This is a genomic window from Plantactinospora mayteni, from assembly GCF_016862935.1.
Lineage (GTDB): Bacteria > Actinomycetota > Actinomycetes > Mycobacteriales > Micromonosporaceae > Plantactinospora > Plantactinospora mayteni.
Genome location: NZ_BONX01000035.1, coordinates 169,748 through 190,769 on the forward strand (window position 1 = coordinate 169,748; position 21,022 = coordinate 190,769).

General features: G+C 71.2%; 24 protein-coding genes and 1 riboswitch. Of the genes, 15 read left to right on the top strand and 9 right to left on the bottom strand.

Going from position 1 to position 21,022, the window contains the following annotated elements:
• Positions 1–27: 27 nt before the first annotated feature.
• The 5 genes from Pma05_RS25355 (at position 28) to ribH (ending at position 4,935) form a co-directional block, all read left to right on the top strand.
• Positions 28–1,032: a GGDEF domain-containing response regulator gene (locus Pma05_RS25355; protein WP_203859968.1), complete on the top strand. Its 1,005-nt coding sequence runs from the start codon at positions 28–30 to the stop codon at positions 1,030–1,032.
• A gap of 99 nt (positions 1,033–1,131) precedes the next feature.
• Positions 1,132–1,304: riboswitch (FMN riboswitch) on the top strand.
• Between the two features lie 166 nt (positions 1,305–1,470).
• Positions 1,471–2,532 carry a bifunctional diaminohydroxyphosphoribosylaminopyrimidine deaminase/5-amino-6-(5-phosphoribosylamino)uracil reductase RibD gene (gene ribD / locus Pma05_RS25360; RefSeq protein ID WP_203859969.1) on the top strand — a complete coding sequence of 354 codons (1,062 nt, stop codon included), beginning with the start codon at positions 1,471–1,473 and terminating at the stop codon, positions 2,530–2,532.
• Between the two features lie 5 nt (positions 2,533–2,537).
• Complete coding sequence (locus tag Pma05_RS25365) at positions 2,538–3,167, top strand: riboflavin synthase (RefSeq protein WP_203859970.1); 630 nt, start codon at positions 2,538–2,540, stop codon at positions 3,165–3,167.
• The gene (locus Pma05_RS25370) at positions 3,164–4,453 is read left to right on the top strand and encodes a bifunctional 3,4-dihydroxy-2-butanone-4-phosphate synthase/GTP cyclohydrolase II (protein ID WP_203859971.1); all 1,290 of its coding nucleotides are present in this window, start codon (positions 3,164–3,166) and stop codon (positions 4,451–4,453) included. The genes Pma05_RS25365 and Pma05_RS25370 overlap by 4 nt, the downstream gene beginning before the upstream one ends.
• 2 nt (positions 4,454–4,455) lie before the next feature.
• Positions 4,456–4,935 carry a 6,7-dimethyl-8-ribityllumazine synthase gene (gene ribH, locus Pma05_RS25375; protein ID WP_203859972.1) on the top strand — a complete coding sequence of 160 codons (480 nt, stop codon included), beginning with the start codon at positions 4,456–4,458 and terminating at the stop codon, positions 4,933–4,935.
• Between the two features lie 58 nt (positions 4,936–4,993).
• Here ribH and Pma05_RS25380 read toward each other — a convergent pair whose 3' ends face one another.
• Genes Pma05_RS25380 through Pma05_RS25390 form a run of 3 tightly spaced genes read right to left on the bottom strand, consistent with a single transcriptional unit; the run spans position 4,994 to position 7,448 of the window.
• On the bottom strand, positions 4,994–5,752 hold the full coding sequence (locus Pma05_RS25380; RefSeq protein ID WP_203859973.1) for an amino acid ABC transporter ATP-binding protein: 759 nt from the start codon (positions 5,750–5,752) through the stop codon (positions 4,994–4,996).
• Positions 5,749–6,588 carry an amino acid ABC transporter permease gene (locus Pma05_RS25385; RefSeq protein WP_203860057.1) on the bottom strand — a complete coding sequence of 280 codons (840 nt, stop codon included), beginning with the start codon at positions 6,586–6,588 and terminating at the stop codon, positions 5,749–5,751. The genes Pma05_RS25380 and Pma05_RS25385 overlap by 4 nt, the downstream gene beginning before the upstream one ends.
• Positions 6,589–6,590: 2 nt before the next feature.
• Positions 6,591–7,448, bottom strand: coding sequence for an ABC transporter substrate-binding protein (locus Pma05_RS25390; protein ID WP_203859974.1), 858 nt, complete (start codon positions 7,446–7,448; stop codon positions 6,591–6,593).
• A gap of 196 nt (positions 7,449–7,644) precedes the next feature.
• Between Pma05_RS25390 and Pma05_RS25395 the strand changes: the two genes are divergently transcribed.
• The 4 genes from Pma05_RS25395 to hisG all read left to right on the top strand — a co-directional run bounded on the left by Pma05_RS25395 (position 7,645) and on the right by hisG (position 10,776).
• A complete protein-coding gene (locus Pma05_RS25395; RefSeq protein ID WP_203859975.1) occupies positions 7,645–8,166 on the top strand; it encodes a SigE family RNA polymerase sigma factor in 522 nt (173 codons plus the stop codon).
• Positions 8,167–8,324: 158 nt separating this feature from the next.
• A complete protein-coding gene (locus Pma05_RS25400; protein ID WP_203859976.1) occupies positions 8,325–9,464 on the top strand; it encodes a GerMN domain-containing protein in 1,140 nt (379 codons plus the stop codon).
• A gap of 81 nt (positions 9,465–9,545) precedes the next feature.
• Positions 9,546–9,809: a phosphoribosyl-ATP diphosphatase gene (locus tag Pma05_RS25405; RefSeq protein WP_101366712.1), complete on the top strand. Its 264-nt coding sequence runs from the start codon at positions 9,546–9,548 to the stop codon at positions 9,807–9,809.
• 121 nt (positions 9,810–9,930) lie between these two features.
• On the top strand, positions 9,931–10,776 hold the full coding sequence (gene hisG / locus Pma05_RS25410; protein ID WP_203859977.1) for an ATP phosphoribosyltransferase: 846 nt from the start codon (positions 9,931–9,933) through the stop codon (positions 10,774–10,776).
• 435 nt (positions 10,777–11,211) lie between these two features.
• Here the strand turns inward: hisG and Pma05_RS25415 are convergent, their stop codons facing one another.
• Entirely contained in the window at positions 11,212–12,825 is a 1,614-nt protein-coding gene (locus tag Pma05_RS25415; protein WP_203859978.1) for a helix-turn-helix domain-containing protein, read from the bottom strand.
• A 291-nt stretch (positions 12,826–13,116) separates the two neighbouring features.
• Here Pma05_RS25415 and Pma05_RS25420 point away from each other — a divergent pair, with 291 nt between their 5' ends.
• On the top strand, positions 13,117–13,509 hold the full coding sequence (locus tag Pma05_RS25420) for a VOC family protein (protein ID WP_203859979.1): 393 nt from the start codon (positions 13,117–13,119) through the stop codon (positions 13,507–13,509).
• Between the two features lie 271 nt (positions 13,510–13,780).
• A complete protein-coding gene (locus Pma05_RS25425) occupies positions 13,781–14,515 on the top strand; it encodes a class I SAM-dependent methyltransferase (protein WP_203859980.1) in 735 nt (244 codons plus the stop codon).
• A gap of 426 nt (positions 14,516–14,941) precedes the next feature.
• Here the strand turns inward: Pma05_RS25425 and Pma05_RS25430 are convergent, their stop codons facing one another.
• Both Pma05_RS25430 and Pma05_RS25435 read right to left on the bottom strand, forming a co-directional pair.
• Complete coding sequence (locus tag Pma05_RS25430; protein WP_203859981.1) at positions 14,942–15,145, bottom strand: DUF397 domain-containing protein; 204 nt, start codon at positions 15,143–15,145, stop codon at positions 14,942–14,944.
• The gene (locus tag Pma05_RS25435; protein ID WP_203859982.1) at positions 15,138–16,028 is read right to left on the bottom strand and encodes a helix-turn-helix domain-containing protein; all 891 of its coding nucleotides are present in this window, start codon (positions 16,026–16,028) and stop codon (positions 15,138–15,140) included. Before Pma05_RS25435 ends, Pma05_RS25430 begins: the two co-directional genes overlap by 8 nt.
• A 320-nt stretch (positions 16,029–16,348) precedes the next feature.
• On the opposite strand from Pma05_RS25435, the gene Pma05_RS25440 reads away from it, so the two are divergent.
• The 3 genes from Pma05_RS25440 to Pma05_RS25450 are packed head-to-tail and all read left to right on the top strand — an operon-like array spanning position 16,349 to position 17,099.
• On the top strand, positions 16,349–16,648 hold the full coding sequence (locus Pma05_RS25440; RefSeq protein ID WP_203859983.1) for a DivIVA domain-containing protein: 300 nt from the start codon (positions 16,349–16,351) through the stop codon (positions 16,646–16,648).
• Complete coding sequence (locus Pma05_RS25445) at positions 16,645–16,914, top strand: hypothetical protein (RefSeq protein WP_203859984.1); 270 nt, start codon at positions 16,645–16,647, stop codon at positions 16,912–16,914. Before Pma05_RS25440 ends, Pma05_RS25445 begins: the two co-directional genes overlap by 4 nt.
• Positions 16,911–17,099 (top strand): hypothetical protein, encoded by a 189-nt coding sequence (locus Pma05_RS25450; protein ID WP_203859985.1) that lies wholly within the window; start codon positions 16,911–16,913, stop codon positions 17,097–17,099. Before Pma05_RS25445 ends, Pma05_RS25450 begins: the two co-directional genes overlap by 4 nt.
• A gap of 41 nt (positions 17,100–17,140) precedes the next feature.
• Here the strand turns inward: Pma05_RS25450 and Pma05_RS25455 are convergent, their stop codons facing one another.
• From Pma05_RS25455 to Pma05_RS25465, 3 genes are read right to left on the bottom strand one after another with little or no spacing between them, the layout of a single operon-like run.
• Positions 17,141–19,552 carry an ATP-binding protein gene (locus Pma05_RS25455; RefSeq protein ID WP_203859986.1) on the bottom strand — a complete coding sequence of 804 codons (2,412 nt, stop codon included), beginning with the start codon at positions 19,550–19,552 and terminating at the stop codon, positions 17,141–17,143.
• Positions 19,553–19,555: 3 nt separating this feature from the next.
• The gene (locus Pma05_RS25460) at positions 19,556–20,167 is read right to left on the bottom strand and encodes a DUF6879 family protein (protein WP_203859987.1); all 612 of its coding nucleotides are present in this window, start codon (positions 20,165–20,167) and stop codon (positions 19,556–19,558) included.
• Positions 20,160–20,432: a hypothetical protein gene (locus Pma05_RS25465; RefSeq protein WP_203859988.1), complete on the bottom strand. Its 273-nt coding sequence runs from the start codon at positions 20,430–20,432 to the stop codon at positions 20,160–20,162. Before Pma05_RS25465 ends, Pma05_RS25460 begins: the two co-directional genes overlap by 8 nt.
• Before the next feature lie 120 nt (positions 20,433–20,552).
• Here Pma05_RS25465 and Pma05_RS25470 point away from each other — a divergent pair, with 120 nt between their 5' ends.
• Entirely contained in the window at positions 20,553–20,969 is a 417-nt protein-coding gene (locus Pma05_RS25470) for a hypothetical protein (RefSeq protein WP_203859989.1), read from the top strand.
• Positions 20,970–21,022 lie beyond the last annotated feature (53 nt).

Here is a 21,022-nt window from a genome sequence, read left to right on the forward strand (position 1 = left end):
CCGGCCGGAGCGAAGCGGAGGGCGGACATGAGCGTCGACGGGGCCGAGGAGCGGCCCGACCTGATCCTGGTGGTCGACGACGACGAGGACATCGTCCGGTTCGTCTCGTTCAACCTGCGGCTGCACGGCTTCGAGGTGGTGCAGGCCCGGGACGGCCAGGAGGCGCTCGAGGTGATCGAGCAGCGCCGGCCCGACCTGGCCGTGGTCGACCTGCGGATGCCCCGGATCGACGGGCTGGAGCTGACCCGGCGGCTGCGGGCCAACCCGATGACCTCGGCGCTGCCGGTGATCATGCTCACCGCCAAGGGGCTGACTGTGGACAAGGTGCACGGCCTCACCGCCGGTGCCGACGACTACCTGGTCAAACCCTTCGACACCGCCGAACTCGTCGCCCGGATCAGCTCCACGCTGCGCCGCAACAAGGAATTCCGCGAGGTCTCACCGCTGACCGGGCTGCCCGGCAACACCCGGGTCCGCCGCGAGATCGGCGACCGGGTACGCAGCGGCGTCGACTACGCGGTGGGATACGTCGACATCGACCGGTTCAAGAGCGTCAACGACCGGTACGGCTTCGTCCGGGGCGACGAGTTCATCAGCGCGCTGGCCCGCAGCCTGCACCGGGCGGTGGTCTCGGTCGGGTTGCCGCCGGCCTTCCTCGGGCACATCGGCGGCGACGACTTCGTGATCGTCTGCGCCCCCGAGCAGGTCCGGCCGCTCACCGAGCGAGCCGTGATCGACTTCGAGAAGACCGCCGACGAACTCTACGACCCACAGGACGCCAAGCGCGGCTACGTCGAGCTGAAGGACCGGCGCGGCAACGTCCAGCGGGCGCACCTGGTGACCCTCTCCATCGGGGTCTCGCTGTCGGTGCCCGAGCGCCGGTTCACCGACCCGCTCGAAGTGATCGCGGCGGCCTCCGAGATGAAGACGGTGGCCAAGAGCCAGCCCGGGTCGTACGTGGCGATGGACCGACGGCGTACCCCGGGGGCACCGGCGGCCGACGCGGGGGAGCGGCGGCGCGGGGCGAAGTGACGGTGCGGGGCGAAGTGACGACGGTCACGTCGCTGTGAGGTGGGTCGCCTCACTGACCCGAGGACCCCGGTTCCGTGCAAGACTCGATCCGTACCCACCACGCGCTGGCGGGACTCGGTGTAATTCCGAACCGGCGGTGATCCGGGCGCAAGCCCGGTAAGCCCGCGACCCGGTCGGCCTCGGCCGCCCGGTGGACCTGGTGAGAACCCAGGGCCGACGGTTGGGGGCGGGCAGTTTCCGCGCCCAGACAGTCCGGATGGGAGACAGCGCGCGGGGTCGGATGGGTCCGCCGGCCGGCGCGTGTGCGCCGACCCGTGGTCCCCCGGGGTCGGCACTGCCGTCCCCACGCTCCGCCGCCGCACGCCCGGCCACCGGCCGGTGCCAGCTCCCAGACCCCGCCCGCGCGTCACGACGACGGGCGAAGGGAAAGGGAACGGCATGGGGGGCGTCTCCGCCGACGAGGCGATGCGCCGGGCTATCGCGCTGGCAGCCCGTGGCCTGGGCACGACGAGCCCCAACCCCCTGGTCGGCTGCGTGTTGCTCGACCCGCGCGGCGAGATCGTCGGCGAGGGTTTCCACGCGTACGCGGGTGGGCCGCACGCCGAGATCGTCGCGCTGGCCCAGGCCGGTGAGCGGGCCCGGGGCGGCACCGCCGTGGTGACGCTGGAACCCTGCGACCACACCGGGCGTACCGGGCCGTGCAGCGGGGCGCTGATCTCGGCCGGGGTACGCCGGGTGGTGATCGGCGTACCCGATCCGAACCCGATCGCGGCCGGCGGGATCGAGCGGCTGCGGGCGGCCGGGGTGGAGGTCGAGGTCGGGGTACGGGCCGCCGAGGCGGAGGCCGGCAACCTGGCCTGGCTGACCGCCGTACGCCGGGACCGGCCGTACCTGATCTGGAAGTACGCGGCGACCCTGGACGGGCGGATCGCGGCGGCGGACGGCACCAGCATGTGGATCACGTCCGAGGCGGCCCGGATCGACGTACACGCGCTCCGTGGCACCGTCGACGCGGTGATCGTCGGGGTCGGCACGGTCCTCGCCGACGACCCGAGACTGACCGTGCGGAACCTGCGCGACGGCACCCTGGCCATCCGGCAGCCGCTGCGGGTGGTGGTGGACAGCGTCGGTCGTACCCCGTTGGATGCCCGGGTCCGGGACGGCGCCGCGCCCACCTGGGTGGCGACCGCCAAGGAGGCCGGCGCCGGCCCGGACGGCCGAGTGGAACTGCCCTGGCTGCTCGCCGAGCTCTACCGGCGTGGCGTGCGGGCGGCGCTGCTGGAGGGCGGCCCGACCCTGGCCGGCGCGTTCCTCGCCGCCGGCCTGGTCGACAAGGTGGTCGGCTACCTGGCGCCGAAGCTGCTCGGTGCCGGCCCGGCGGCACTCGCCGACGCCGGCCCACAGACCATCTCCGAGGTCATCGACCTGGAGTTCACCGACATCACACCGGTCGGCCCCGATCTGCGGGTCACCGCGTTTCCCCGGAAGACGGAGGGCTGAACCAGATGTTCACCGGCATCGTGGAGGAGTTGGGCGAACTGGTCCGGCGGGACGACACCGGCGGCGACTCGGCGCTGGTCGCGATCCGCGGCCCGGTCGTCAGTTCGGACGCCCGGCACGGCGACTCGATCTCCGTCAACGGGGTCTGTCTGACCGTGGTCGAGACCGACGGGGAGACGTTCACCGCCGACGTGATGGGCGAGACGTTCCGGCGTACCTCGCTGGGGGCGTTGCGCCCGGGTGACCCGGTCAACCTGGAGCGGGCCGCCACGCTGGGCAGCCGGCTCGGCGGGCACCTGGTGCAGGGGCACGTCGACGGGGTCGCCGAGATCGTCGGACGGGAGCGGGCCGAGCAGTGGGAGACGGTCACCTTCGGCCTCCCCGCCGACCTCGCCCGATACGTCGTGCAGAAGGGCTCGATCACCGTCGACGGGGTGTCGCTGACCGTCGCCGGGCTGACCGCGCAGACCTTCTCGGTCGGGCTGATCCCGACCACGCTGGCGGCGACCACGCTGGGCCGCAAGGGTGTCGGCGAGCCGGTCAACCTCGAGGTTGACGTCCTTGCCAAGTACGTCGAACGACTGCTGACGACCGGCGGACGACTGCCGGTCGACGGACTGGAGGCCGTGGCATGAGTGAGCGGAGCACCGAATTCGGCACCATCGAGGCGGCGGTGGCCCAGATCGCGGCCGGCCGACCGGTCGTCGTGGTCGACGACGAGGGCAGGGAGAACGAGGGCGACCTGATCTTCGCCGCTGCCCGGGCCACCCCGGAACTGGTCGCGTTCATGGTCCGCTACACCTCCGGCTACATCTGCGCGCCGCTGACCGAGGAGGAGTGCGACCGCCTCGAACTGCCGCCGATGTACCACACCAACCAGGACAAGCGGGGCACCGCGTACACGGTGACGGTGGACGCGCGGGAGGGGGTCAGCACCGGCATCTCCGCCGCCGACCGTGCGCACACCATCCGGCTGCTCGCCGACCCGGCGACGGACGCCACCGACCTGAGCCGGCCGGGCCACGTGGTGCCGCTGCGGGCCAAGGCCGGCGGAGTGCTGCGCCGCCCCGGGCACACCGAGGCGGCCGTCGACCTCGCCCGGCTCGCCGGACTCCGTCCCGCCGGGGTGCTCTGCGAACTGGTCAACGACGACGGCAGCGTGATGCGCCTGCCCGACCTGGAGAAGTTCGCCGCCGAGCACGGCATCACGCTGATCACCATCGCGGACCTGATCGCATACCGGCGGCGTACCGAGGCGGAGGTCCAGCAGGTCGAGCAGGTCGTCGAGACCCGGCTGCCGCTGCCGTACGGGCCGTTCCGGGCGGTCGGCTACCGGGCCCGGCAGGACGGCGCCGAGCACATCGCACTGGTCTACGGCGACCTCGGTGACGGCCAGGACGTGCTGGTACGCGTGCACTCCGAGTGCCTGACCGGGGACGTCTTCGGCTCGCTGCGCTGCGACTGTGGCCCGCAACTCGACGCCGCACTGGCCCGGGTCGCGGCCGAGGGGCGGGGAGTGGTCCTCTACATGCGCGGCCACGAGGGGCGGGGGATCGGGCTGTTGCACAAGCTCCAGGCGTACCAGTTGCAGGACCTCGGCCGGGACACCGTCGACGCCAACCTCGACCTCGGGCTGCCCGCCGACGCCCGGGACTACGGCACCGGCGCGCAGATCCTCTACGACCTCGGGGTCCGCTCGATGCGACTGTTGACCAACAACCCGGCCAAGCGGGCCGGGCTGGAGGGGTACGGGCTGACCGTGCTGGGCCGGGAGGCGATGCCGGTCCGGGCCACCCCGGAGAACGTGCGCTACCTGCGTACCAAGCGGGACCGGATGGGGCACCTGCTGGACGGGTTGGAGACTCCGACCGACGCCGGGGAGCTGACGGCACTCGCGCAGATGACGGAAAGGTTGGCGTGACGATGGCCGGGTTCGGAGAGCCAGAACTGTCGACAGTGGATGCATCCGGGCTGACCGTGGGGGTGGTGGCCGCGCGCTGGCACGGAGAACTCACCGACCACATGGTCGACCGGGCGGTGACCGCGGCGAAGGCGTGCGGGGTGGACGACGTGGTCGTGGTCCGGGTGGCCGGCTCGGTGGAGCTGCCGGTGGTGGCCCAGGCGCTGGCCCGGCGCTGCGACGCCGTGGTCGCGCTCGGCGTGGTGATCCGGGGCGCCACCGCACACTTCGACTACGTGTGCCAGTCGGTGACCGAGGGGCTGACCCGGGTCGCGCTGGACAGTGCCAAACCGGTCGCGCACGGCGTGCTGACGGTGAACAACCTGGAGCAGGCCCGGGACCGGGCCGGACTGCCCGACTCGGCCGAGGACAAGGGCTGGGCGGCCACCGCCGCCGCCCTGGAGGCCGCCGTGGCGATCCGGGACATCGCCGCCCGGCCGTAGCCGGGGGACGGTCCCCTGATCCCGCGACTGTTGGCCCGGGCCCGGGCCGGGTCGCCGGTCAGCCGACCTGGAGCCGGCCCGCCTCGATGATCCGGCGGAGGAACTGCCGGGTACGGGGCTGGGTCGGCTCCCCGAGCACCTGCTCCGGCGGACCGTCCTCGATCACCCGCCCGCCGTCGAGGAAGCAGACCCGGTCGGCGACCTCGCGGGCGAAGCCCATCTCGTGGGTGGCCAGCACCATGGTCATGCCGTCCGCCTTCAGATCCCGGATCATCGTCAGCACCTCGCCGACGAGTTCCGGGTCCAGCGCCGACGTCACCTCGTCGAGCAGCAGCAGCCGGGGCGAGTTGACCAGCGCCCGGACGATCGCCACCCGCTGCTGCTGGCCGCCGGAGAGCCGGTCGGGATAGTCCCCGGCCTTCTCCGCCAGCCCGACCCGGGCCAACAGTTCCCGGGCCTGCGCCTCGGCCTCGGCCCGGTCCCGCCGGTGCACCCGGACCGGCGCCAGCGTGATGTTGTCCAGCACCCGCAGGTGCGGGAAGAGGTTGTACGACTGGAAGACGATGCCGATCCGCCGGCGGACCAGGTCGGGGTCGGTGCGCGGGTCGGTGATGTGTTCGCCGTCCAGTCCGATCGTGCCGTCGTCGATCTCCTCCAGCAGGTTGACGCAGCGCAGCAGGGTGGACTTGCCGGAGCCGGAGGCGCCGATCAGCGCCACCACCTCGTGCTCGGCCACGTCCAGGTCGAGGTCGTCGAGTACGACGTGCCCGCCGAAGACCTTGCGCAGCCCTCGACAACTCAGCACCGGCACGCTCATCGGGCGGCCTGCCGGCGGGCGGCGCGCAGGGTCACCCAGTCGGTGACCGCGATCAGCGGAATGGCGAGCAGCACGAAGAGCACCCCCGCGACAATGTACGGCGTGTAGTTGAAACTCTCGGCGGTGGCGATCTGGGCGGCCCGTACCGCGTCGATCGGCCCGGCCAGGGAGACCAGCCCGACGTCCTTCTGGAGCGCGACCACGTCGTTGAGCAGCGGCGGGGCGACCCGGCGGACCGCCTGCGGCAGCACCACGTGCCGCATCGTCTGCCGGTAGGTGAGCCCGAGCGACCGGGCGGCGGCGAGCTGGCTCGGATGGATCGACTCGATGCCGGCCCGGAACACCTCGGCCAGGTAGCCGCCGTAGGTGAGCACCAGGGCGATCCCGCCGAGTATCAGCACCGGCGGCATGCCCTGCAACCGCAGCCCGGGCACGCCGAGGGTGAGCACGTAGATCACGATGATCAGCGGCAGCCCGCGGAACGTGTAGGTGTAGCCGGCGGCCAGCGCCCGGACCGGGAAGAAGACCGGGCCGCGCAGGGTACGCAGCACCGCCACCAGCAGGCCGAGGGCGAGCGCCCCGAGCGCGCAGAAGAACAGCAGCCGGACGTTGAGCCAGAGTCCGGTGAGGATCTCCGGCAGGGCTTCCCGGCCGATGCGTGGGTCGAGGAAGGACTGGCGTACCCGCTCCCAGCCGGGCGACCCGGTCACCGCGAGCACCAGCAGGGTGCCGAGTACTCCGGTCGAGGCGGCGGCGACCAGCACCGAGCGGACCGTCTGCCGTTTCCGGTAGCCGGCCCGCTCGCGAGCGATCGGTGAGGGGTGGTGGTCGGTCAGCTTCACGTGATGTCGGGTACGCCGGCCACCTCGGAGAGCCAGGTCTTCTCCAGGTTGCCGAGCGTGCCGTTGGCGCGGAGCGCGTCGACCGCGCCGCTCACGCAGCCGGTCAGCGGCGAGCCCTTGTCGAGCAGCAGGCCGAAGGTCTCCGGGAGCCCGACCTGCGGCAACTGCCCGACGATCGTGGCGTCCTTGAGCTCGGCCGAGGTGATGTAGAACGCGGTGGGCAGGTCCACCACGATGCCGTCGAGCTGGCCGTTCTGGAGCGCCTTCTTGGCGTCGTCGTTGGTGTTGTAGACCTGCGGCTTGACCGTCGGCTTGATCACGTCGGTGATCGCCTGGTAGCTGGTGGTGCCCACCTGGGCGCCGAGCTTGGCCCCCTGGAGGTCGGCCAACCGCGACTTACCGGTGATCTTGGAGCCCTTCCGTGCCACCACCGCCTGCCGGGACAGGTAGTACGGCGAGGTGAAGTCGACCGCCTGCTTGCGCTCGTCAGTGATGGAGAACTGGTTGATGTCGAAGTCGAACTCCTTCGGCCCCGGCGCGATGGCGGTGTCGAACTTGACCCGTACCCACTGCACGTCGATCCGGGCGTAGCCGAGCTGCTGGGCGACCTCGTACGCGACCGCGGACTCGAAGCCCTTGCCGTTGCCGGGCAGGTTGTCGGTGAACCAGGGCGCGTACGCCGGGTCGTCGGTGGCGATGGTCAGCTTGCCCGGCGTACGGGTCTTCAACTCGGCCTTGGTGCAGGATGCCTGCGGTGGACCGGGCGCGGGTTGGTTCTGGGGCGCGCAGCCAACGAGGGACGCGAGAACAAGGGTGGCGGTCGTGAGCGCGACCGGCAGAGATCGGCGAGCCATGGCCGACAGCATAGGCACACGTCGACGGGTACCCATAGATATGTCTCTCGATCCGGTAGGGATATCAGCCTGTCGGGTGGGCGATCGGCCTGTCGGGTGGTGCCGGGCCGGCGGGGCGGGTAAACCGTAACGGGGGGTCGCGCGTCATCCTGCCGTGACGACCCAACTGGTCTCCGACCCGCCCGGCGGGAGGACCATGACACGACCGGGACCAGCACAGTGGTCGGCGGACGAGGCGATCACCAGCCTCTTCGCCGCCCACTACCGCACGTTGGTGCGACTCGCCACGCTGCTCCTGCACGACCAGGGTGCGGCCGAGGAGATCGTGCAGGACGGTTACGTCGCGCTGCACGGGCACTGGTCCCGGCTGCGGGACGCCGACCGGGCGCTGGGCTACCTGCGGACCAGTGTGCTGAACCGGTGCCGGTCGGCGCTGCGGCACCGCCGGGTGGTGACGGCGTACCTCGCCGGGACGGGGCCGGCGGCGGACGCGCCGAGCGCGGAGAGCGGCGCACTCGCCCTGCTCCAGCACGACGCGGTGATGGCGGCGCTGCGTACCCTGCCGACCCGGCAGCGGGAGGCACTGGTGCTGCGCTACTACCTCGATCTCTCCGAGGCGGAGACCGCCGACCTGATGGGCGTCAGTCGGGGCGCGGTGAAAAGTCACACCTTCCGGGGACTGGCCGCGCTGAAGCAGAGCCTGGGGGCGGAACGATGAACGAGCAACGGTGGCCCGGAGCGTCCGCCGACGGACCATCGGCATCGGCATCGGCATCGGCCTCGACGTCGGCCTCGGCGTCGGCGTCGGCGTCGGCGTCGGGAGAGCGGGCGCCGGGAGAGCGGGCGCAGGGAGAGTGGGCGTCGGGGGGCGAGGACGTGCTGCGTCGGGTACTCGCGGCCGAGGCCGCCCGGGTCGAGCCGGGACCGGGCGCGCTGCCCGACATCCAGCGGCGGATCCGGGCCGGCGACCGGGGCGGCGCGCGGCGCCGGTGGCCCGGACCGGAATGGTCGCTGCCCCGCCTCGCCCGGGGTCGGTGGGGCGGCTGGTCGCCGCTGGCGGCGGGTGCGGTGACGATCGCCACGCTGAGCGTGGCTGCGGTGGTGGTCGGGCTGGCCAGCACGGTCGTGCCGACCCCGATCGACCGGGCCGAGCCGCCACCCGGCGCGGTCGGCGCGGACCAGTCGGCGAGCCCGGCCGCGTCGCCGGACGACGTCCGCCCCGGCCCGACTCCGCCGGACGGCGCGGTCGCCCCCTCGGTCGGCGCCGGCACGGGTACGCCGGCACCCGGCCCCACCGCGAGCACCGCCGGCCTGCCGGTCTACTACCTCGGCGGTGACCCCGCCCGCCCCCGGCTCTACCGGGAGTTCCACCGGCTGTGGCTGCACGACGGCTCGGCCCGGGACCGGATCACCGCCGCGCTGCGGAACCTGCTGGACGGACCGGTCGGGATGGACCCGGACTACCGCAACCCGTGGCCGGCGGGGACCGACCTGCGGGACGTGACCGTCGGCGACGGCATCGCCACCGTCGACCTCGCCGGGGCGGCCCGGAACGGCGTCGACGAGGTCACCGCGCGGCTGGCCGTGCAGCAACTGGTCTGGACCGCCACGGCGGTGCCCGGGGTGTCCGGGCTGCGGCTGCGGCTCGACGGGGCACCGGTCGACCGGCTCTGGGGCCGGGTCGCCACCTCCGGGGTACTGCGCCGGGCCCCGGCGATGGAGGTACTCGCCCCGGTCTGGCTGATCTCGCCGCAGCACGGCGACGCGGTCGGCCGGAGCTTCCAGGTGCACGTCGCCGGGATCCTGCCGGAGGCGACCGCCCAGCTCCGGATCCAGCAGGGTACGCGTACCGTGCGCGAGCAGGTGGTCACGCTCTCCATCGCCGGGCCGGCCCAGGGGGAGGCGAAGGTCGGCGTCACGCTGCCGCCGGGTCGGTACACGCTGACCGCGTACGCGATCTCGCTGGAGGACGGGTCCGAGCGGTTCCTCGACGACCACACCGTGACGGTGCGCTGAACCGGCCGGCGGTCCACCTGGTGGGCCGCCGGCCGACCCGGCGACCCGGCCGGTGCCGGCAGCCTGGGAGAATCCGATTCCGTGAAGACGTTCGAGGAGCTGTTCGCCGAGTTGCAGGCCAAGGCCGCAGCCGGCACCCCCGGCTCGGCGACGGTGGCCGCGCTGGAGCGCGGCGTGCACGCGATCGGCAAGAAGGTCGTCGAGGAGGCGGCCGAGGCGTGGATGGCCGCCGAGCACGAGGGTCCGGAACGGGCTGCCGAAGAGATCTCCCAGTTGCTCTACCAGGCGCAGGTGCTGATGCTCGCCACCGGTCTGGAACTCAAGGACGTCTACCGACATCTGTAGTGCCCCGCAAGCGTCCCGCCCCGTCGATCGCCACCCGGCCACCCGCCGGGCCGATGATCCCGGCCGCGCCGGACGCCACCGTCAGCCCGATTCCGATCCCTGACCGCGAGGAGCACTCCCGATGCTGCGCATCGCCATTCCCAACAAAGGCACCCTGTCCGGACCGGCCGCCCAGATGCTGCGCGAGGCGGGCTACCGCCAGCGCGGCGACGACCGCGACCTGATCTGCCGGGACGACGCCAACGACGTCGAATTCTTCTACCTCCGCCCCAAGGACATCGCCACCTACGTCGGCTCCGGCGACCTCGACCTCGGCATCACCGGCCGGGACCTGCTGGTCGACTCGGCCAGCCCGGCCGAGGAGATGCTCGACCTCGACTTCGGTGGGTCGATCTTCCGGTTCGCCGCCCGGCCGGAAACCGTCTCGACGATCGACCAGATCGCCGGCCGCCGCATCGCCACCGCCTATCCCGGGGTGGTCGAGGGGTACCTGACCGAGCACCAGCTCACCGCGACCGTGATCCGGCTCGACGGCGCGGTCGAGAACGCCGTACGCCTCGGCGTCGCCGACGTGGTCGCGGACGTCGTCTCCACCGGCGCGACGCTCCGGCAGGCCGGACTGGTGATCATCGGTGAGCCGATCCTGCACTCGTCGGCCGTACTGGTGCGCCGGACCGGTGCACCGGCCAACGGGCAGGTGGACCAGCTCGTCCGGCGCCTCCAGGGGGTGCTGGTCGCCCGCCGGTACGTGATGCTCGCCTACGACGTCCGGGCCGACCTGCTGGAGAAGGCCAGCGCGCTCACCCCGGGGATCGAGTCGCCGACCATCTCGCCGCTGCACCGGGAGGGCTGGGTGGCGGTGCAGGCGATGGTACTGCGCCAGGACGTACACCGGATCATGGACGAGCTGTACGACGTCGGCGCCCGGGCGATCCTGGTCACCGCCATCGACGCCTGCCGGCTGTAGCCCGTCATTCGGCCGCCTGCCGGCTGTTGCCTGTCGATCGGCCGCCACCTCAATGCCAAGGCCACCGTCCGGCTGCCCTTCGCCCTCGTGGCATAGCCCGAAGGGGCGCCGGACGGTGGCCGTCCCCCGCATCGGCACCGCCACCGTACGGCGCCACGGAAGCCGGCCGCGAGGGGCTGATCTGCACAGCGACCCTCGTACCAGTCCTGCCGTGCACAGCGACCGCGCTGCCGCTCCCGCTGTGCGCAGTGACTCTCGTACCGGTCCCGCCGGGCGCGGTGACCCCGCTGCTGGTTTCGCCGTTCACTGCTTGACCACGCTTCCGGTCCTGCCGTGCACCGTGACGGCGCTGCTGGTCCCGTCGGGCGCGGCGAGCGCGCCTCCGGCCGGGCCGCCGGACAGCCGGGCCGTGGCCGCGCTTCGTCGAGCCGGCGCTCAGTGGTCGTCGGCCAGCTCGATCGCGCGTAGCGCGAGCCAGAGTTCGTGCCGGGCGTCCGGTGCGTGCAGCAGCGAACGCCCGAGCGCCTGTTCGGACCGGGCGAGCCGCTTGCGGGTGGCCGACACGGAGATGCCGAGCACGGCCGAGGTGGCGGAGAGGTTGGTGTCGGCGGCCAGCCAGGCCCGTACCGTCTCGAGTCCGGTCGACCGATCGGCCTGTCGCAAGGGGCGGAGCCGGGCCCGGGCCCACGCCGTCACGGCCGGAGCGGCGAGCAGGTGCTCCAGGGTTACCTCCCGGGCGGCGGTTGCGGTCAGCACCGTTCCGGCCTCCGGGGTGTCCGGCCGGGGCGCGTCGCGCAGCCGCAGCGCCAGCCAGGCGGTGGACTGGTCACCGACCCGGAGGAGATCCAGTCCGAGCAGCGCGTTGAGCAGTCGTAGCCGACCGGTCAGGGTATTGCGGTGGATCTTGAGGTGCCGGCTGGCCGCGCCGTCGAAGGCCAGCCACGAGCTGAGCGTACCGAGCAGTTCCGCCGCGCCCGGGTCGGCCCGGCGGGCCGGGGTGTGGCCGAGACAGGGTCGCAGCAGCCGCTGGGCCCAGGCGTACCCGTCCGGGCCGGTGAGCGGCACGAGGTCGTGCTGCCGGTCGAAGCGGGCGTACCCGTTGGTCGTGGCTCGGGCCACCGCCAGCGCGTGGAATGCCTGCTCGTAGCCGCTGGCCGTGTCCGGCAACGCGACCGGCTCGCTCATCCCGACCCGGCACTGCCGGACCCGGGCGATGATCAGCCGCCCGAGCCGGTCCGCCGGATCGGCCCGATCCGCACCTCGTCGATCGGTCCCCGGGCTTGCCGAGGCGGCACCGGCGGCGGACGACGGCTCGGCCGGTACGAGGGCGATGAGATGGGTCGAGCGGACCGGGCAGGGCACGATCCAGGCCCGGCCGGCCAGCGATCGGTCGATCTCGGCGGCGACCTCGTACCGTTGCCGGCCGACACACTCGATCACACAGACCCGGAGCGCGTCCGGCAGCTGCGGTCGCAGCGCCGAGGCGATCCGTCGGGCGGGCGGCAGGTCGCCGACCATCAACAGGTGCAGTACCGCCTCCCGGCCGTGCGCGTCGGCGGCGACGATCCGCTGGCGGGCCCGGTCCGCCTCCTCGACCCGCCAGCACAGCGACAGCGTCCGCGCGGCGTCGGCGAGCAGTTCGCCGAGCTGCCGGTCGGGGGCGGCGACGACCACGAGGTACCCGACCTGTTCCTCGGCCCGGGCGACCAGTGACGCGGCCGACGGGTCCGGGTCGGCGCCGCCCAGCCTCAGCAGGTGCACCCTGGTCGGTCCGCCGGTGTCGACGACGGCGGCGCCCGACCCGCGCCGGGACAGATCCGCCACGGCGGCGCCGACGGCCCGGGACATCCGGGCGCCGGTTCCGGGCCGGCCGGCGGGCTCGGCGAGTACCTTCCCGTCGGCCCCGACCAGCAGGGCCGCGCCACCGGTACGCCGGCCGAGCCAGTCCAGGATGCCGCGTACCGCCTCCCGCCCCACCGACAGGCGGGCGAGGGTCAGCAGGTCGTCGCCACGGCTGGCCGCCACCACGTCCTCTCGTTCCCGGCTCATCGGGTGCTGACTCCTCGGTACGTCCTCCCGGGTCGGCGAACTCCGGTGCGGGTCCGTCGTCCCGGCCGAGCCGGTGGGCGGGCAGCCAGCGTACCCGGCTGTTTCCCGAGGCCGACTCCCGTTGTTCCGGACTTGAACCCGACGTCACGGGAGGTCGTAGCGTTCCGGGCGTGACCGGGAGAGACGACACCGGACGTCGGTGGAGCATCGGTGAGCTGGCCCGGACCAGCGGAACCACGGCCGGTGAGGGCTCGGGCTTCGTGGCCGGACCCGGGGCCTAGTCTCCGTCAGGTGCGGATCGATCTGGTGACCATCGTGGTGGCGGAGTACGACCCGGCGATCGAGTTCTTCACCGGAGCGCTCGGCTTCGAACTGGTCGAGGACTCGCCGTCGCTGACCAACGACGGTCGCCCGAAACGGTGGGTCGTGGTCCGGCCACCCGGTGCTGAGACCGGCATCCTGCTCGCCCGCGCCGACGGCGAGCGGCAGGGTGCCGTGGTCGGCGACCAGGTGGCCGGCCGGGTCGGGTTCTTCCTCCGGGTCGACGACTTCGACGCCGCGTACGACCGGATGGTCACGGCCGGTGTCGAGTTCGTGAGCCTGCCGAGGACCGAGCCGTACGGCCGGGTGGCGGTGTTCCGGGACGTCGCCGGCAACCGGTGGGACCTGCTCGGCCCGGCCTGAGCCGTACCCCGTAAAGCGGTTGCCGGGGTCACCGGGGTTCTGTTGTCCTGACTCTGCCCGGCGGTCAGAGCCGACCGGAAGCCACCGAGAGGAGACGGCCATGCCACGAGTGCCCATGTCCAGTCAGCGAGCAGTCATCGGCTATCCGAAGGATATGAGGCTTCATGAGTACGTCGAACTCCACGACCAGCACAGCGGCGGGCGCCGGTAGGACACGCCCGACCGGGATCTCGCCGGCCGCTCGGCCGACCCGGCGCGAGGAGGGCGAGTGATGTCGCTCCTCGACGATCCCGGGCTCTTCGGCCGGCTCTGGGCCGCCGGCTACGACAACGGCCCCAACCCCGATCCCGCCCCGGCGGTGGACTTCCTCGCGGGTCTGGCCGACGGCGGACCGGTGCTGGAACTCGCGATCGGCACCGGCCGGATCGCACTTCCACTGGCCGCACGCGGCCTCGTGGTCGAGGGCGTCGAGGCGTCCGAGGAGATGGTGGCACAGCTCCGTGCCAAGCCCGGTGGCGAGCGGTTGCCGGTGGTTGTCGGTGACATGGCGGACGTACCGGTCGACGGGCCGTTCACCCTGGCCTACCTGGTCTACAACACGTTGTTCAACCTCGTCGACGCGCGGCGGCAGCAGGACTGCTTCCGCAACGTCGCGCGGGTGCTGGCGCCGGGCGGCGCGTTCGTGATCGAGGCGTACGTCCCGGACCCGGTCGACATGGACCGGACCGAGCAGCAGGTCCAGGTCTGGGACGTCACGGAGGACTCGGCGACGATCCGGCTGCACCGGTTCGACCGGGCCGCACAGACGTTCATCCGGCAGACGATCAGGTTCGACGGTCAGGGTGTGCACCTGAAGCCGTTCGGCATGCGGTACGCCTGGCCCGAGCAGATCGACGAGCTGGCGGAGCAGGCCGGTCTCCGGCTCGCCGACCGGTACGCCGACTGGCACCGTCGACCGTTCGACGCCGACAGCAGGAGTCACATCTCCGTCTACCGTCGCGGTTAGCTGAGCGTCGACCGGGGACCCGTCGTAGCGATCTGGACTGTCAACGCGCCGTTGCCACCGGAACTTCCGGCCATCTTCCGGGAGCTGCGGATGGGCTGGTGTCTGGCGCGTACAGGTCTTGTGTCGAGGGCGCTCGATGGGTATTAATAGTGGTACGGCACATCGACGGAGCTAGATTACCGGAAGTTTTCGGCAACGCATCTCGGTCGGCGGCCGGCCGTCGAGTCGGGTCCGGCTTCTGCGACGCCGGATTCGGTCCCGCGAGGAAGTGCCACCCGCGCTGCCTGTCAACGGCTGCGGCCCACCAGCGCCGCCAGTTGACGTCGGGGGAACCCGGTGCGGAGGGAAGGACGCCCCTCCGCACCGGGTTGGCGGCCGAAAGGCGAACGCCTCCGCAGCCGGAGGCGTTCATGGCATGAGGACTGGTCAGCGGTGAAGGGTACCGCTGGTCAGAGCCGTGACGAAAACAGTCCAATCGCTCGGATCGAAGGTCAGTGTTGGGCCGCCCGGGTCCTTGGTGTCGCGTATTCCGACGATGCCGGGCAGGTTATCGGCGATCTCGACACAGTTGCCGCCGTTGCCGCCACTGCGGGTGCTCTTGCGCCAACGGGCGCCGGTCAGGTCAGTCATGCCGCATCTCTCCAATGATCTTCCTCATCATCTCCTTCGATTCTGACTCATCGAGTGCGAGTGCCTCCAAGCTGCTCCAGGCGTCCCCATAGGCCCGCAGCTCCTCTGGCTTCTCGAGGTAGAGTGCACCGGTCAGCGACTCGCTGTAGGCGACAGAGGGCTCGGCCTCGGCTCGCCCGCCCTTGCCGGAGGGGAAGTCAAGGATCACGAATGACCCGGCCACGGCGCCGGAATGTGGTCCCGCCGTGAAGGGCAGGACCCGAACGGACACGTTGGGTAGCTCAGCCGCATCAAGCAGGTGTTCAAGCTGTCCCGACATGACCTGCGGACCGCCTACGGCACGCCGTAGCACCGACTCCGACAACATCACGTCCAGCCGGGGCGGCTCCGGTAACCGCCGGGTGAGCAGAGCCTGTCGCTGCAATCGCACCTCGACCGCCCGCCCACGCTCCTCCTCACTTGCCTTTGGTCGATCAATCTTGGCCAGCCCCAACGCGTACTCCCGGGTCTGCAACAGTCCCGGGATCAGGGTCTCCTCGTACTCACGGAGGTGTGACGCGGCGGATTCGAGGCCGACGTACAGCTCGAACCAGCTCGGGACGGCGTCGCCGTACGCGTGCCACCAGCCCTTGGACTTCGTCTCGACGGCGAGTCCACGCATCGCGTTGGTCATCTCCGCCGTCACGCCGTACAGCTCGCACATCGCCTTGACGTCGAGCACCCGGACGGCGCCCGTGCCGGACTCGATACGCCAGATCTTCTGCCGGCTGTACTCCAACTCGTCGGCGGCGGCGTCGAGGGTGACCCCGGCCTCGGTCCGAAACTGTCGGAGCATTCGGCCAAGCTGTCTGCGGGGCACGGTCGAACCAATGTCCTCTGCCATCTGGACCCTCCCTGGTTCCATCCAGCAACCTTGTGACTCGCCCCTCTGCAACATTTATGGGTTTCAGTAAAAAAAGTCAAGTTCTGGAGCAGAAATTCCGCTTTAGAACATTGCGAAGCTACTCCGGACTGTCACAGGATGGCTACCGGCGCGGCGGTCGTCCTCCGACTCCCCCGATCGGCCGCCGCGCTCCGCACCACCAACCATGAGCAGCCCTGCCACCGGTAAAGCCCGCGGAGCTGTGGTGGCAGGGCGGGGTGGGTCCGCCTTGCAGAGGGCGGGCGGACCCACCCACTCGATGACAGGAAGGCGGTCCGGCAATGGGCGAGCACAGCCATCGGCCAGCGCGAGGGCGCAGCGGGATTCCCTATCCGGCCACCGGCCGCCCGACCCTGATGCCCTGGCAGGTACGTGAGCGTCGATTCCGGACCGTGGGGTTCGGCCGACGTGGACTCGACCCGACCGAGGTACGCGAATTCCTGGAACGGGTGGCCGGCGACCTGGCCGCCGTGCAGCAGGCGCTGGCCCACAGTCAGCAGGAGACGGCTCGGCTCGGAGACACGCTCCGGCGCTGGCAGGCCCGGCACACCGGAACAGGCAACAGGTGGGAAGGCCGATGACGCGCTACGTCGTACACCTGCCTGTCGTCGCCGCCGATCTGGCCGGCGCGATCCGGTTGGCCAGGGTGGCGGCCTGGTCGGTGCGTTTCCTGCCGCAGGCCGACCCGCGGGCCACCACCGTCTCGACGGAGGCGAATCCCGACGTACGGCATCGCACCTTCTGCGACGCGGCGCTTCCGAACGGGCGGCCTTGCCTGCTGCGGGCCGACCATGACGGCCCCTGCTCCCGCCGTATCCACCGGTTGCCGGCAGAACCGGGGAGGTGACGACAGTGGTGGACTCGTTCATCGTGCTGACGGCGGTCGCGGTCCTTGCGTTCGCCGCCGGCCTGTTCCTGTTCAAGGTGAAGGCGCGTTGGTGCGGTCAGTGTGGGGCGACGCTGAGCTGCCCTGACTGCCGTAGCCCCGCCCGCCGGCCGCATCTGCGAAACAATCGCGGAAGTAGCTGGTGATGACCCGTGTATCGATTACCCCGCCAGCCTGCGGCTACCGGTCAACCTGGGGGCTCGGCCAGCATCCTGTCGATGCGGGCGCGTACGGCGAACGCGCGGGCGTCGTCGAACCGGGCCAGGCGGGACCGGGCCTCGCGCCGATGCTCGGCCGCCTCCTCTGGCTGCCCGGCGTCGACCAGGGCGGCGGCGAGGTGATCGAGCGTGTTGGCCAGCTGCCAGTCGTCGCCCAGCTCACGATGGACCATCGCCGCGCGCAGGTGGAACCTGACCGCCTCGTCGGGCTGACGGAGGTCCCGGTACGCCTCACCGGTGCCGTCGAGAGCCATCGCCTCGCGGCTGTGGTCGCCGATTGTCCGTTGCCGAGTCGCCGCCTCGTGTAGGGCTCCCAGCGCCTCGGTCGCTCGATCCAGTGCTCGAAGCACCCGGGCGTACTCCACCAACCAGTGGGCGAGCCAGACCGGGTTGCCAGCATTACGGGCGATCCGCAGCGCCGCATCGATGGCGGTCAGCGCTTCATCGACCCGCCTCTGCTCCCGCAGGGTCATGCTCAGGAAGAACAGCGAGTTCCCCTCCTGGCCACGGTCGCCGATCTCCCGCTGTACGACGATCGCGCGGCCCAGCAGCGCGGCGGCGTCGGTCAGGTCGCCGAGTTCGTAGTGGGCCTCGGCCAGGTTGCTGTGCAGCAGCGCCGTCCAGCGCCGCTCGCCGAGCTGCTCGAAGATTTCCAGACTGCGTTGGAAGTGGACGAGGGCGCCGGCGAGTCGGCGGTGCCGGAGGCCGAGCAGTCCAAGAGCGTTGATCGAGACGGCGATGCCGAACCGGTCTCCGAGTTCGCGCCGGATCTCCAGCGCGGCCCGGTGGTACTCGGCGGACTCGGCCAACTGGCGGGCCTGGAAGTGGGCCTTGCCGAGGCCCTCCAACATCTCCGCCTCGGCATGCCGGTCGCCGACGGCGCGGGCGGCTGCCAAACCGAGCCGGCCGGTCGTCAGCCAGCTATCGAAGGCGTTCTGGTGCATGAAGACGTTTCGCAGCACGGCGGCGAGCTGCCAGGTGATGCGGTGCAGGTCCGCCGTTGCCGCAGACCGGGTCGAGGCGACCAGGTTGTCGCACTCCGCCTCGAACCAGGCTGCCGCCTCGGTGCTGCTGGCGAAGCTCAGTGCCGTGATGTCATCGGGAGTAGCCGTGGGAGTCGTCGGACTGAAGGGCAGGACCTTCGCCAGCGCGGCGTCCGCGGTGTGTAAATACCAGTCGAGTACCCGCCGCAGCGAAGCCTGTGACGTCTCCTCGCTTTCGTGCTGTCGTACCTGGTCCAGGGCGTAGGCGCGCAGCAGGTCATGTAGTTGATACCGTCCGGGTGCGTGCTGTTCGAGCAGATGTGCCCCGACGAGTACGTCGAGTAGCTGTCGGACTTGGTGGCCCGGCGCATCGCAGAGCGCGCCCGCCGCCTCCGTGCTGAAGTCTGGTCCGGGATGCAGCCCGAGCAGCCGGAAGAGCCGGGCTGCCCCGTCCGGCAGTGAGCGGTACGACCAGGCGAAGACCGTCCGAACCGCATCCGCCTCCTCGTCGTCCTCGGCGGTCAGAGCGTCCCAGAGCGCCGACTCGTCCCGCAGGTCCCGGATCAGCTCGCGAAGCGGCATGAAGGGCCGGCTCGCTGCCCGCTCGGCGGCGATGCGGAGCGCGAGCGGCAGTCGGGCGCAGAGCCGCGCCAGCTCACCCAGGTCGTCGGGATCGTCGTCGCGGCGGTAGCTCGCCGTGACGTTGTGGAGCAGGGCGACGGCGTCCTCCTCCGGCAAGACGCGCAGGGTCAGCCGGCGCCCACCATCCCGGGCCACGAGCCCGGAGAGCCGGCTACGGCTGGTGACGAGCACCAGGCAACCGTCGGTGCCGGGCAGCAGCGGGCGTACCTGCCCGACGGTGGCGGCGTTGTCCAGCACCACCAACACACGTCGGTCGGCGAGCCGGGAGCGGTACAGGGCGGCCCGGTCCTCGGGGTCCGGCGGGATCGCCGTAGCGGGGACTCCCAGGGCGCGGAGGAAACGGTCGAGCCCCTGCGCCGGCGTGACGGGTGCTCCCGGGTCGTATCCCCGCAGGTTGACGTAGAGCTGCCCGTCAGGGAAGCGATGACGGACGCTGTGAGCCCAGCGCAGGGCGAGTGAGGCCTTCCCCACCCCGGCGGTGCCGGCGATAACAACGAGGGTGAGGTCGGCAGCTTTCCCCTGTTCATGAAGCAGCACCCGGTCGAGGACCGACAACTCGTCGAGCCGGTTGACGAAGCCGCGTACGTCGCCGGGAAGCTGCCGTGGGGGCTGCTCGGATGCTTCGCGCTCGGTTCCGTGGAAATGCACACCGCCGTGGACATCTCGCGCCTGCACCAGATCGGCCGGCCCGGCCAGCTCGGAGCGGTTCACCTGGCGGGCGTCCCGCTCGTCGTCGCCCGACGTCCCGAGGCCCATCCGTCACTGCCCGCCGGGTGGCTCCAGGGAGGCAACCTCCCGGTCGAAGAACTCGTCCAGCGGCTCTCCGTCGCGGTAGAGGTCGGCGACGAACCGCTGACACCGAACCACCAGATCCCGGTCCCGCCACCGCTGAGCCGCTGCCAGCACCCCGTTGTCGTCGTAGATCGCCTCGTACATCACGTCGGTGCCAAGCGTGTAGATTTCCGGCAGCGGCCCGCTCACCTCGTACCCGCAGACCCGATCTGGACCGACGACCCGGGTCAGCCCGCCGTACTCATGGCGCAACCGGAGGACGTGCAGTTCCCACTGTAGGTAGGGCGTGATTGGCTTCTCGACCACCCGGACCCGGCGCGTGTGGAATCCACGCTCGGCGATTCTGCGGTAGTAGCTCGCGAACTCAGTGCGTCGTTGGTCGAGGATCTCGAGCGATTCTGTCCACCGCCCTGCGGCGAAGGCTTGCCAGCCGTCATCGCCGGGCTCCTTGAATGTCTGCTGCCGCTCCAGCTTCCAGAATCCCGGAGCAGCGGTCGCCCAGAACCGCTGCTCGAAGTCGGCCCAGTACTCCGCGAGGCTCAGCCGCTCCCCGGGATCACCGGCGAAGAGGTCACGCATCAGGTATGTCCACCTTGGCCGCGATCATCGTCGATCGCGGGATAATAACCAGCCGCTCACCCGGATCGACCGACACCCCGTCGGGAAGCCTGCCCCGATAAGCCTCCGTCAGGTCCTGCCCGATCACCGCCACGTCACCGTTGGCCAGTTCCCAGATGTCCGGGCAGCTCCCGTCGCCGGACGTGTTCCCCAACTCGTGCGACGACTTTCCCCAGCGCCGGGCCAGCTCCGCTGACGGGTCCGCCTCCCATCGCTTTCCACTCATCGTGACCTCCGAGGGTGCGTGATTGGGTGAGCACCTAACGTAACATCGATGAGCTGAACTACTACCCGTCGACAAGGCTGTGGTGACGCTACGGCGAGCCATCCTTCGGAGGTGTTGCGAATGGCAGATCCCGTCATGGTCACCGCGGTCGCGGCGCTGGTCTCCTGGGCGACGACCGAACTCGCCGAGGGTGGCCGGTCTGCGGCGCAGTCGTTGATTTCGTACGTACGGGAGCGGTTCCGGAATCGACCGGATGAGCGGGCTGTGGTCGACGCCGCGCTGTGCCAACCGTCGACTCCGGTCACCGCGAGCCGACTCGCCGATCTCCTGGAGCAGGAGTCTGCCGCCGACCCGGTCTTCGGGGAGGAGTTCCGCAGCCATTGGACTCGGGTTCATGCGGCCCTCATCGCAGCACAAGGCGGCGTGCTCAACTCGGTCTGGGGCGACGTCAGTGGGACCGTGGTGCAGGCGCGGGACGTACGTGGCGGGATCAACCCTAGGCCGTGTTTCATAACTGCCCAGGCGGATGGTTTGTGAGGAACTTCCGGCAAGTCATCGGCTGATACACGGCAAGATCTCCGGTAGATGGT